The sequence below is a fragment of the Bacteroidia bacterium genome (assembly GCA_016218155.1).
GTDB lineage: Bacteria > Bacteroidota > Bacteroidia > Bacteroidales > GWA2-32-17 > GWA2-32-17.
In genome coordinates this window covers 1-12611 of the sequence record JACREQ010000085.1, presented here as the reverse complement: position 1 = coordinate 12611, position 12611 = coordinate 1, and the positions used below count along the sequence as shown (strand labels likewise).

General features: G+C 31.6%; 10 protein-coding genes. 4 read left to right on the top strand and 6 right to left on the bottom strand.

Annotated features, from left to right (window positions below; all coding sequences use genetic code 11):
* Positions 1–19 precede the first annotated feature (19 nt).
* Both buk and HY951_14835 read left to right on the top strand, forming a co-directional pair.
* The gene (gene buk / locus HY951_14840) at positions 20–1093 is read left to right on the top strand and encodes a butyrate kinase (protein ID MBI5541339.1); all 1074 of its coding nucleotides are present in this window, start codon (positions 20–22) and stop codon (positions 1091–1093) included.
* Between the two features lie 499 nt (positions 1094–1592).
* A complete protein-coding gene (locus HY951_14835) occupies positions 1593–2312 on the top strand; it encodes a cytosolic protein (protein MBI5541338.1) in 720 nt (239 codons plus the stop codon).
* 1 nt (position 2313) lies between these two features.
* Here HY951_14835 and HY951_14830 read toward each other — a convergent pair whose 3' ends face one another.
* A complete protein-coding gene (locus tag HY951_14830) occupies positions 2314–4140 on the bottom strand; it encodes a PKD domain-containing protein (protein MBI5541337.1) in 1827 nt (608 codons plus the stop codon).
* 285 nt (positions 4141–4425) lie between these two features.
* Here HY951_14830 and HY951_14825 point away from each other — a divergent pair, with 285 nt between their 5' ends.
* Positions 4426–5370: an ABC transporter ATP-binding protein gene (locus tag HY951_14825; GenBank protein ID MBI5541336.1), complete on the top strand. Its 945-nt coding sequence runs from the start codon at positions 4426–4428 to the stop codon at positions 5368–5370.
* A 10-nt stretch (positions 5371–5380) separates the two neighbouring features.
* The gene (locus HY951_14820) at positions 5381–6478 is read left to right on the top strand and encodes an ABC transporter permease (protein ID MBI5541335.1); all 1098 of its coding nucleotides are present in this window, start codon (positions 5381–5383) and stop codon (positions 6476–6478) included.
* Positions 6479–6532: 54 nt separating this feature from the next.
* On the opposite strand, the gene HY951_14815 is transcribed toward HY951_14820, so the two are convergent.
* From HY951_14815 to HY951_14795, 5 genes are all read right to left on the bottom strand, one after another.
* Positions 6533–7366 (bottom strand): OmpA family protein, encoded by an 834-nt coding sequence (locus tag HY951_14815; protein ID MBI5541334.1) that lies wholly within the window; start codon positions 7364–7366, stop codon positions 6533–6535.
* Between the two features lie 123 nt (positions 7367–7489).
* Positions 7490–8596 (bottom strand): hypothetical protein, encoded by a 1107-nt coding sequence (locus HY951_14810; protein ID MBI5541333.1) that lies wholly within the window; start codon positions 8594–8596, stop codon positions 7490–7492.
* 34 nt (positions 8597–8630) lie between these two features.
* A complete protein-coding gene (locus HY951_14805) occupies positions 8631–9635 on the bottom strand; it encodes a hypothetical protein (GenBank protein MBI5541332.1) in 1005 nt (334 codons plus the stop codon).
* Between the two features lie 187 nt (positions 9636–9822).
* The gene (locus tag HY951_14800; GenBank protein ID MBI5541331.1) at positions 9823–10539 is read right to left on the bottom strand and encodes a response regulator transcription factor; all 717 of its coding nucleotides are present in this window, start codon (positions 10537–10539) and stop codon (positions 9823–9825) included.
* A 7-nt stretch (positions 10540–10546) separates the two neighbouring features.
* Positions 10547–12553 carry a tetratricopeptide repeat protein gene (locus tag HY951_14795; GenBank protein ID MBI5541330.1) on the bottom strand — a complete coding sequence of 669 codons (2007 nt, stop codon included), beginning with the start codon at positions 12551–12553 and terminating at the stop codon, positions 10547–10549.
* Positions 12554–12611 lie beyond the last annotated feature (58 nt).

Genomic DNA, 12611 nt, shown 5'->3' with positions numbered 1-12611 from the left:
AATTATAAAATTAAATACTATGGACCACCTAATTTTAGCGATTAACCCGGGTTCGACATCAACAAAAATAGCTGTTTATAAAAGTCGCAAAAATATTTTTTTAACAAATGTCAAACATACACAGGAAGAACTTCGACAATTCCAGAAAATTTCACATCAATTTGAATTCAGAAAAAACAAAATCTCTGAGGAGCTAGCAAAAGCAGGGTTTGACATCAAAAATTTTGAAATAATTGTTTGCCGTGGTGGTTTGTTAAAACCTATTAAAGGCGGTGTATACAGAGTTAACGAAAATATGCTTCGCGATATCAGCAATCCAATGGGAGAGCATGAATCAAATTTAGGCGGAGTTATTGCAAACGAATTAACAAAAGAAATAGGAAATGGCGTAATTGCTATTATTGTTGACCCAACTTGTGTAGACGAACTAGAAGATATTGCTAGAATTTCAGGAATGCCAGAACTTCCTCGTAAAAGTTTTTTACATACACTAAACCAACGAGCTGTGGCAAGAACGTATGCACAAGATCAAGGCGTTTCTTACGAAAACATAAATGTTATTGTGGCACATTTAGGTGGTGGCATTTCTGTTGGCGCGCATTATAAAGGAAGAATTATTGATGTTAACAACGGTCTGAATGGCGATGGTCCAATGTCACCTGAACGTAGTGGTGGCTTACCCGTTGGTCAATTAGTTGAACTTTGTTTTTCGGGTAAATTCTCAAAAGAAGAAATACTGAAAAAAATTAAGGGCTATGGTGGCTTATGTGCATATTTAGGAACAAACGATGGAACTAAAATCGAAAAGTTGATAGAAGAAGGAGACGTTTATACCAAACTTATATATGATGCAATGGCATATCAGATTGCAAAAGAAATCGGATCGTGCAGTACTGTTTTAAAAGGAGAAGTTGACGGTATCCTGCTTACAGGTGGTATTGCTTACAGCAAATATATAGTTGAAAAAATAACAGAAAGGGTTAAACATCTCGGACCTGTTAGAATATATCCTGGAGAAAGCGAAATGGAAGCTCTGGCATATAACGGATATCTGGCACTAAAGGGCGAGGTTGAAATTCAGGAGTATTTGTAATTACATTCAGCTCCTCTGGAGCTGCTTTCTTTTTTCTTTGTTTTTATAAACATTAAACTCCTACGGAGTTTAAAACACAAACGAGTTTAAACTGCAGTTAGGTCTTTCGACCTGACTGTTTTTATTTCATTTATTCGCATTTCACGAACCACTATAGTATTCACCTTCCCTCAGAGTCTCTTAAAAAGGACTCTGAGATAAACTGGTTTACAAACTAGTCCAATATACGGAGTCATGTTGAGGCTCTCGAAACATGTGTGAGGGATTGTGGGCAAATCCTTCGAGAACCTCAGGATGACTGTGGTTTGTGATGTTACAAATTGGACTAAGTATTAATTCACTTTGGTATTACACAAATAGATTTTAATTGCAGTCTAGTCTTTCAACCTGACTATTTTTATTCAATTTCCTCATCTTCTCTCAGAGTCTCCTGAAAGGGACTCTGAGAAAATTTAATTTTATTCTTTATCTTGCAGAATGTTTTACAAAACAGAAAAGCATGAACAATAATAATATTGAAACAGCAAGATTAATAATCGATTTTTTTCATCGTATTTCAATGCACCATGCTATTTGGTTTGCAGAGGTTTCGGAAAAACTTGGGAAAGTAAAAGCCTATGAAATTTTAGATACTGTTTACAAACAAAGCTATGAGATTCAAATGAAAAGACTTTCAAAAATCATGGGTTTTGAAATGACGGATTCACTTCCATCAGGACTTGTAAATTTACCAAGTGAAAAGCTAAATGAATTACGCGAAGGAGTTGCAATTAACTGGCTTGCAAATGACGGTATATGGTTTCAGGCTATTGAATTTACTTCAGGTATGGCAGATGCTAAACATTGCAATGATGCAAGTTGGGCACAATTTGCTCCCTTTGAAGCATGGTCGATTAAAAGACTTTTGAATCTGCCGGAATTACCAGGTTTAGAGGGCTTAAAACAAGCATTTAAATATAGATTATATTCCTTTATTAACAAGCAATCAATTATCGAGGAAACTGGAAATAGCTTTGTTTTCAGCATGGATGATTGCCGTGTACAATCTGCACGTAAACGTAAAGGACTAGATGATTATCCTTGCAAATCAGCCGGAATAATTGAATTCCCGGAATTTGCGAAAGCCATTGATCCAAGAATTAAAACTTCTTGCATTTGTTGCCCTCCTGATGAACATCCAGATTCGCATTTTTGTGCATGGAGGTTTTATATTGAGTAAATCATTTAACAATACTGAAATTTTTAACTATTGTTTTATTTGAGTTTATAAGCCTTAGAGAATAAATACCTGCATTTAGAAAACTCACCTCAATCTCGTTTGTGTATTTATTTCTACATAGCACCTCTCCTATTGAATTTATTATTTCATAGTGTTCAAATAAATATTCAGTATTTATATGCAATATGGAATTTGCTGGGTTTGGGTATAAACCAATAACAGTATTTGAAAAAGAATTGTTTTTTATTGAACTTAAATTCATAGTTATTAGAAAAGAAACAAAATCAACTCCACAACTATTATAAGCATACAAATTTACCTGATAAGTTCCTGTGTCAGAATAAGTATGTGTTGGATTCTCCTCAGTACTAGTCACATTATCACCAAAATACCACTGATATATGTTTGCAGAAGTACTTGTATTGGTAAAACTAACAACAGAATCAACAATTGTATATGAAAAGTTTGCTATAGGATTATCTAAACATGAACAAATATTAGGAATAATGTTATTTGATGAAATTAAAATGTTTTGAATTGTTATTCCTGTATCTACCTGCAAAGTAAGATTGTGAGTAGAATAAGCAGAATCAACAGAAGGTATATATGGACCTCCAGGATATGAAATACAATCTTCAAGACCTGTAGAATCGCATAACACTAATGAAATTCCACTCTGACTCATATATTGCGAATCAACAATTTTTCCTACATAAACAAGCTCTTTATTTGATAAAACAAGCTCGTCATTAAACCAAAGTTTTCCAAAACTAGGATAGTCTGGTGAACCAAATGGAAAATACTGTATATAACTTATAGAAGTAAAATCAGGATCAATTTTATATAATGTTGAACTATAACTAAAATAAATATCCCCGCTGGCTCCTCCAGGAAATAAAACATTAAGTAAATGATTTGAATCTTCATTAATTACTCGAAATGGAGCCACGTTATATCCAGTTAAAGCAGATTCAAAATTTCCATTGTTATCAAGTTTAGCTAAAGAAAATTGAGCTCCACTATAAAAATTATTATAATGGTAACCAAAACTTACATAAATTTTATTTTCAGAAGAATAAAAAACATTTGTGCCAAAAAGTACTATCCCATACTGAGAATAAGGTTCTGTTGTATAATAAAATCCCTTGCTAAAAATAATGTTTCCTGCTGAATCTAACTTTGAGGTATATGCAAGTTGCGTACAAAGCGTCTGAGGAAAATATGGTGGATATTGTGTTAAACAATTAAAATAATCTAAAATCCCACCGCAAAAAAGAATTGAATGATCAGGTAATTCAATTGGACTACTAACTGTTTGTGTTTGTTGAAAACTGTTATGAAAATGCTTAGACCAAATCTCATTTCCACTTGTATCCATTTTTACAATCATCGCACTTGAACTATCAGTTCCAGAAATTAATAAATTACCATCATGTAATTTTATCATTCCTTTTATTGTAGTTCTTGAAGAGCGTGATATTTTTTTTGCCCAAATCGGATTGCCAATGGAATCAACTTTTAAAATCCAGGCATAAATATCAGATGAATAATATTCCATAAGTGAAATATAAGCACCATTTTCTTCAGAAGCTACTATAAAGTTAGTAACTGTTGAATTTGAAAATCCTGAATATGATTTCTGAAAAATGAAATTTCCTGATAAATCTGTTTTAAGTAATCCGGGAGGACTTGTAGCAATTAATAAATTACTATCATTAGAAACAGTTAAAGCCGCTCCTGAATATGAATTGCCATATCTTTTATAAAACGATTGACAATGCACAACATAAGGAAATATAATTATAAATGAAATTACTAAAATTCTCATACGATTAAATCTAGTTGCTTTGTTAAGACAAGTTTTAACTATTTTGGTTGCCTAAACTAATATATATTTCTTCTATGAATACAGTTTGTCATTTCGAGTGGAGCGAGAAATCTAGTCTAAATACCCGAACCAGATTTCCTTCGGAGAAAAAGTTCTTCACCCCGCCGATGCTAAATTCAGAATGACAAAAGATCTGTTAATCTGTGACAATCATTCTTCATAAAAATTAACATTCACAACTCCTCCTATTTTCTTACATTTGCCATTCTTTTAATTTAGAAATAAATGATTGACCCAAATACTCAACCCATTGTAAAGGCTGTAAACATCAAAAAAACATTTAAAGATGTTATTGCTCTTGCCGGTGTTGACCTTGAAATAATGCCTTCTGAGTTTACAGCATTACTTGGACCAAACGGTGCCGGAAAAACAACTTTAGTTGAAATAATTGAAGGAATACAAAAACCGGACAGTGGAGAAATAACATTATTTGGAAAACACTGGAGTGGTAATAAAGACGAGCTTTATAAACAAATAGGACTATCATTTCAGGAAACAAAGTTTGAAGATAAATTAACAGCTGCAGAAACTTTAAAAATGTTTGCTTCATTTTATGGTTTAAATGATAACAGAGTTGAGGACATTCTGAACATTGTTAATTTACAGGAAAAACGCAAATCGTATGTTGTAAATCTTTCGGGTGGACAACGCCAAAAGCTTGCATTGGGAATTGCACTTTTAAATAATCCCAAACTGTTAATTCTTGATGAACCCACTACAGGCCTTGATCCTACTGCAAGAAGAGAGATATGGTCAATACTTCATGAACTGAAAAAGAATCATGGAACATCAATGATACTCACAACACATTACATGGAAGAAGCCGAAAATCTTTGCGAAAAAATTGTGATTATTGACAAGGGTAAAGTTCTTGCAAAAGGAACTCTGGAACAACTTATAGCCGAATCTAAAACCAGCGAAATAGTTCAATTTAAAGTATTAGATAAAACGAAATTCCCGGATTTTAGTAAGTTTAAAGATTTACGCGAAATTCAATGGGAAGATTCTACAAACGTTGTTACAATGAGTGTTGATAACACTTCCGCTTTTCTGCCAGAAATGGTAAGCTATTTAAACAATGCCGATTGTAAAATTTCTGAACTTCGCTGTAGATATGTTACACTCGACGATCTTTTTATTAGAATGACAGGCAGAAAGTTAACCGATTAATCAAAGAGAAATGTTAAAGCAATTTACACAATTATTAACTATACAGTTCAAAGAATTTTTTCGCGAGCCGGGTGCACTTTTCTGGTCGTTTATTTTTACAATTTTAATGTCATTTGCTTTAGGAATGGCTTTTTCTGATAAACCTGCCATTACACAACATGCAGCTATTGTTTTACCAGCAACAACCGATAGTTCTTTATTAAAAGCATATCTAGATAAAAATTGCAGTAAAGACATTTCTCAAAAAGATGAATATGAGAACACTGTTGATAACAACGAACTTGGAAAAACAACTACTCACTTTGTTCCTTCCACATGGAACGAAAGTGAAATAATGATGAAACGCGGACAAATTGAAATTATTCTTACCGAAAATAACGGAAAAATAAATTACCATTTCGATCCTGCCAATGCTGCATCAAGACTTGCATACATAACTATTTCCGGGATGATGAACGGAAAGAATCTTATTACTCCAAACACATTAATAAAACCTTTAGAAACAAAAGGTACACGATATATTGACTTTCTTGTACCCGGTTTACTTGCTATGGGAATAATGAGTTCCTGCCTATGGGGCATTAGTTACGGATTAATTGAAAAAAGATCGAAAAAATTATTGCGAAGGCTTGTTGCTACGCCTATGAAGAAATCATTGTTTATGATAACAATGTTCATCTCACGCTTTGTTTTTGCAATACTTGAAACAATTGCTTTATTAACATTTGCATATTATGTGTTCGATGTTACAATTCAAGGGAGCTTAATTGCATTCGCTGCAGTTTTAATCAGCGGTAGTTTTTTCTTTATGGGGTTGTCTATTTTACTTGCTTCACGTACCGCAAACACTCAGGTTGGTAATGGTTTTATTAGTGCCATAACAATGCCTATGATGTTACTTTCTGGAATTTTCTTTAGCTATAGTAATTTTCCTGATGTTATAATTCCAATTATTAAATATTTACCTCTTACACTTTTTGCGGACAGCTTACGAAGTATTATTAATGAGGGCTATGGTGTTATGGATATAATACAGCCATTGTTAATTTTATCGCTTACAGGACTAACAACTTTCTTTGTAGGTTTAAAGATTTATAAGTGGTACTAAAAAAGTGACTAAAATATTTATAGTGACTAAAGTGTCTAAAGTTATTTAGAAAATTTATTTTTTTATAATTCTTATTTCAACTCTGCGATTCATTTGTTGTTCTGCCGATGTTCGCTCCTCGGTAAGAGGTCTTGTGCGCCCAAATCCCTTATAAGAAAGACGGTTTTTGTCAATACCAAAACCTATTAAATAATCATAAACCGCCATTGCTCTGCGTCCAGATAAATTATCATCATCATTATTATGACAACAAATATGACCTTCAATACAAATTTCTAATGTTGGATTCTCATTTAATGTTTTAACAAGTTTCTCAAGGGTTTTAAATGATTCTGGCATTGGTTGGGGCGTTCCCCCATAAAACGTAATATTTTTAAGAGCAATTTTATCGCCAACTTCTGATTTTTTGACAAATTCAGCAATTTCATTTTTAATTGTTTCTTGTTTAGGTTTTATTACCGCAACTGGTTTGTCTACAACAACATTCTTTACCGGTATTTTTTTCTTAAAGCATAATTCAATACTTACCCTTCGGTTTTTATCCCATTTTTCTGATTTATACTTTAAGTTTGTTTTCCCAAATCCTTTAATTTTAATTGAATCTGAAACAACACCTTTAACATTAAAATAGTTTTTTACACTCTCGGCACGTCTAATAGATAGCTTGTTATTATAATCAAAATTTCCAATACTGTCACAATATCCATAAATATTTACAGAACTAATATTTTCGACATTATTTAAAACCAACAATGAATCGATAGTATTAACAGAAGATTGACTCAATAACGCTTTATCAGAATCAAAATATAATTCATATTGTTTCTTCTGCTGAGAATAACAAGCAGAAAAAAATAATCCAAAAAGAAAAAATAAAGAAAACTTCATTTTAATTTTAAAGAATTATTTTAAAAATAACTCTTTAACAATTCAAAATATTGTGTTAATCCTGAAAAATAAAATAAGGACCTGAAAAATTTCAGATCCTTATTGGTAAACAAACATTATAAATTATTTGTACGTTGTTGCATTTAACCATTTACTTGTTATCTGATCAATTTTTTTAATTGTTACATCATTTGGATCAATTCCGTCTGTGAATGAAACAATAATTAAATCGTATGTTCCCACTTTGGCCAGATAATAAGTGGCATAAAAACCAGGAATATCAGAAGGGTTATATGCACTACTCTCTTTTGTTTTACCTTGTGCATAAGATGCAGTTTCATATGAAATACCATTTATGGTTACTTTAGAAAACTCGGATGATTTACCTGGAATTTCTTTTTTTGCAGCTAACTGCATATTCTGTAACCAATAAAAATTATGTACAGGCCCTACCTGAAATTTTGCACTTAACGCCTGAAGTACAACATTTTTTAGTTCTTCAAAGCTATTACCCTGATTTTGAAAATAGGCATAAGTAATAATAGTTTTAAACTCTTCCGATTTGTCTTCAATTGCTAACTGACCCTTAACTTCAATTTCGCTTGATATTGAATAGCTTGCACTATCAGCATTCGCAGCTTTTACAAAAATAAACTCATTCTCATCATAAAATCCATCAGAAAGAGGTGCTTGTTTAATTGTTAAACTTCCTGATCCATAAATAACACCTTCGTCCCAATCATCAATTTTAGTACTCTCCCATTTTTTATAGTACTCATTCCATTTATCTTCATAATGTGAGCCTATTATTTTATATCCTATACCACTGGCATCCATAGTCATTTCTGTCATTCCCCACATTCTTGGAGTACTACATAAATCCTTTTTTGAAAAACCAGCATCGTCAAAAGTAAAATCAGATGTTCCATCTTCTTTTAACAAATAAGCAGTATATTCTTTTTTACCTGATAGTTTTGCTGCTATATCTTTTTTATCAAAACTAATATAGGTTGGCACATCAAGACTACTTAAATTAATATATAAAAGATAGTTATCAAAAGCCGCCAATCCTGATGGAAGTGGAATAGTAACTTTTATTGACTTTATTGTCTTACAATCGCAATCAGCACTTGTTACAGTTGCTTTATTTACATAAAACTTTGACTCTTGTGCATTTATCAATAATGATAAAGAGTTTAAAATAACCGCTATTAAAAGTATTTTTTTCATTGCTATTTATTTTATTTTGTTTTAACAAATAACACTATTTCAATTTTTTTGCAAGAAATGTTAAATAAACATACTCATCTGAAGTATTTGGAGTAGGATCAACATCATAAGGAAAAGGAAGAGTTTCAAATGTTTTTCCACCGTCTTTTGATAAGAAAATAGCACCAGGATATTGATTTTTTTCGCTGCGGCTTGATGCTGCAGATGGAACTTCTACGCCTAACACAAACTGATCTCCGTCGGTAATAAAGTGACGATAACCATAATAAGAGCTTTCAGATTTTGGAGAAAATAATTTATCCGGCGTAGAATTTAACCATGTTTTACCATTATCATCTGTATAAAAAATCTGATCGTATGACGAATAAACTATTCTATCGCTACAGAAACCAACACCTCTTGATGAATTTCTTTCTGTTGGAGGAGTAATCGCTGTCCATGTATTTCCTTCATCTTCGCTAATAGACAAAACTGTTTCTTCAAAATACCATGCCTGTGCAAGAATTTTTTTACCATCTGCAGAAACTGCAAGCCATGCTTCTGGTCCAAAGCCCGGACTGGAATGTGTTGTATCCTTTAAACAAGGAGAAGTTTTCTTTTCCCAATTACTTCCACCATCCTTAGAAATATAAAACAAGCCCTGTGAACTTAATGCATAAAGCATTTTTGATTTTCCGGCAGTAATAACATAAGACGCATAAGGATTTTTAGCTGTATCAAGATTTTCTACCGGCACCCATGTTTTACCACCATCTGTTGATTTAATAACACTAACTTCTGTTCCAACAACACTTCCATATAAAGTACCATCTTCATCAGCTGTCATATATGATGGAAAACCAATGCAAGTATCTTTTTTTGCAAACTCTTTCCCGAATTCAGAGCCAAAAATTGAAGAAGTTGGATAATAATACATTAGAAATTGTCCGTTGTTACGAGGACGTATTTCGTTGCTATCATCTGTAGTCTTTGTATCTCCACCACAAGAAACTAATAGTGATCCAATAAAGATCGTTGCAATAAAAAATAAGTTTTTCATAAGCTATAATTGATTTAATGTTTTTGCAAACATAAGCCCAATGCAACTTATGTAAATAATAAACTAAGTGAATGGATAAAAAAACTGAGTGAATGAAATGAAAAAGGGAGTAAAGGGATTTTTAATTATTTGAGAATAATTTAATAGAAATTAAATCGGAGTTATAAACTCCGATTAGAATTATTTGTTACAAAGTAGGGAAATACTTCAAAACCGCTTCACGATATGATTTTCCTATTGGAATTTCGTGTTTTCCAATTATTAATGCGTTTAAATGAATGGCTTCCACTTTTTTAATGTTAACAATATAAGTGCGATGCACTCGAACTAAAAATGGAGATTGAATTCGTTGCTCCAGGTCTTTAAGAGTATAGCTTACAATCAATTTTTCATGAACAGTATGAATAAAAGAATAATTATCGTAAGCCTCGGCAACTAAAATATCTTCGAAATTAATTTTAATGCTTAAATTATTCTTTGTTTTTACAAATACGAAACCAGTTTCAACTTCCAGCTTATTGTCAATTTCAGCTTTTTGAACATTGTTAAAAGCCAACTCAAGTGTAATTGCTATTTCCTTTTCGTTAAATGGTTTAATTATATAACCCAGAGGTTGTATTTGTTTTACTCGGTCTATTGTGCTTTTATCGGTAAATGCTGAAATAAAGATTATTCCAATATTCAGATTTTTAATTAATGTTGCCAGATCTATTCCGTCTATTTCGCTATTTAAATTAATGTCTAACAATAACAAATCAGGAATAAGTTGCTCAATTTTTTTCTTTGCATCAAATGGCTGATGCGAAATTCCGCATACCTCATAACCCAAGTCTATTAATATTCCTTCAAGGTCTGAAGCAATTATTGGATCATCTTCAACAATAAAAATTCTTTTCTTTTCCATATTCCGGTTACAAAGGTATTTGAATTTTAATTATTGTTCCATTATTATTTTCAACTAACATTTTTCCTGATAATTTTGTTGTAAACGAGCGCAATAGCTGAAACCCAAACCCACCAAAATTATCTAAATTATCGAGTTTGGGAATACCAGATCCATTATCTTTAATTGACAAATTAATATTGTTTTCTGATTTGTTTGCAGATATTTCTATTACCCCTTCACTAACTTTACTAAAGGCATGTTTTAGAGAATTAATAACTGCCTCATTAATAATTAATCCGATAGAAATAGCCATGTCAACAGAAATAAATATTGGCTCTATTTTAAAATCTAATAAAACTTTTGTATTTTGTTGTGAGTTTGATTGCACAACAGCATTGCACAAATCGGGTATATATTCTAATAAATTGATTTGCGATATTTCATCTTTGCTATACAGTTTCTGATGAATTAAGCTTATTGCATGTATTCTGTCACGTGCCTGCTTAAGTGATTGGACAGCTTCGCTGTCTGTCATTTTTCTTGCCTGAAGATTTAATAAACTGGAGGTTAATTGTAAATTGTTTTTTACACGATGATGCATTTCACGGACAAGTACTTCCTTTTCTTTTTCACGTTGTTCAATAATTTTTTTCTGTTCTTCTAGCTGCACGTTACTTTTTTTAAGTAGTCTGCCCCAGTTTAATACAGCAAAAACTATGATTAGAATTAATATTATAATAACAATTAACGAATTTCTAAAATATATTTCCTGAGCATATTTTTCTTTATCCAGCTTTCTTTCAAGTGTTAAACTTTCAATATTTCTCTGCTTTTCAGAGATGTCATATTTTGTTTGAAGTTCAGCTAGTTTAGAATTATTACTTACATTTATTAAGGTATCTTTTAAGGCCATGTATTTAACATGATGAAAATAGGCTTTTTGAAAATCATTTTGTTTTTCAAAAAGTTTCGATAACTCCCTATGAAAAGACTGATGATAATCGCCTGCACCAAGCTTTTCGGCAAGTAAAAGTCCGTTAATAAAGTTTTTTTCTGCTTCTTCATACTTTTTTAACAACATATACGCATCACCGATGTTCAAATAACATGGAAGCTTGCCGTATTCGTCTTTTAATTTTACTTTAATCTTATATGACTGATTATAATATTCTAATGCTTCAGATATTAACCCCATTTCAGATTTTAAAGAACCAATATTAAACAAAGTCTGACTTACCCCTTTCTCATTGTTAAACTTTTTTCTAATCCCTAATGCCTGAACATACAATGCATAAGCAGTTGTATAGTTTTTTTCGAGTTTATTTATGATTCCAATATTGTTATAAGATTCAGACATTGCAAGACTATCTTTTAGCCCTTCTCTAATTTCCAATGCTTTTTTATATGCAGATAACGCCTCAGCATTCTTTCCTTCTTTCCAATGAATTATACCTATCTGATTCCAGGCATCAGCTCTTCCCTTTTCATTATTAATTTTTTCATAAATCTCTAATGCGTTTACAAAATCATTAAGCGCCTGAGTTATATTACCTTGTTTTGTAAATACTTTTCCCGAACCAATTAGAACCTCAGCTTTTAATAAATAGTTTTTATAATCTTTTAATAAAGACATTGCACTGTTATATGCAATATGTGATTGCCTGAATTCACTTTTTTCATATAAATAATTACCTAATTCTATATAAGATTGGCATGCACTTTCAAGATTATTTGTTTGCTCATATAACAATGCAGATTGTTCGTAACATTGTTTAGCTTTAGTTAAACTATCGAATATTGTATAAATTTCGGCAGTTTCAAAATAGGCTTCAGCTGCAAGGTCTTTAATTTTAAGCCTTTTTGATAAAGATATTGCATTGTTAAAATATTCTATTGCTAAATTCGTGTCGTTTTTTATTGCTTCATTTCCTTTTAATATTAACGACTTCGCAATTTTTATTGAATCTGCAGACTGAGCATTTGTATAAAAAGATACAAACATGAAAATAAAAAGAATACATATTTTCCTCATATCTTTTATTGTATCATAATCTCCCTTATACTAAATAATGCTAATCGGGATTTGTAAT

Coding starts and splice junctions, on each gene's coding strand:
- HY951_14825 (MBI5541336.1), top strand. CDS start 4,426: ATGATTGACCCAAATACTCAACCCATTGTAAAGGCTGTAAACATCAAA.
- HY951_14835 (MBI5541338.1), top strand. CDS start 1,593: ATGAACAATAATAATATTGAAACAGCAAGATTAATAATCGATTTTTTT.
- HY951_14810 (MBI5541333.1), bottom strand. CDS start 8,596: ATGAAAAAAATACTTTTAATAGCGGTTATTTTAAACTCTTTATCATTA.
- HY951_14820 (MBI5541335.1), top strand. CDS start 5,381: ATGTTAAAGCAATTTACACAATTATTAACTATACAGTTCAAAGAATTT.
- HY951_14830 (MBI5541337.1), bottom strand. CDS start 4,140: ATGAGAATTTTAGTAATTTCATTTATAATTATATTTCCTTATGTTGTG.
- buk (MBI5541339.1), top strand. CDS start 20: ATGGACCACCTAATTTTAGCGATTAACCCGGGTTCGACATCAACAAAA.
- HY951_14815 (MBI5541334.1), bottom strand. CDS start 7,366: ATGAAGTTTTCTTTATTTTTTCTTTTTGGATTATTTTTTTCTGCTTGT.
- HY951_14795 (MBI5541330.1), bottom strand. CDS start 12,553: ATGAGGAAAATATGTATTCTTTTTATTTTCATGTTTGTATCTTTTTAT.
- HY951_14800 (MBI5541331.1), bottom strand. CDS start 10,539: ATGGAAAAGAAAAGAATTTTTATTGTTGAAGATGATCCAATAATTGCT.
- HY951_14805 (MBI5541332.1), bottom strand. CDS start 9,635: ATGAAAAACTTATTTTTTATTGCAACGATCTTTATTGGATCACTATTA.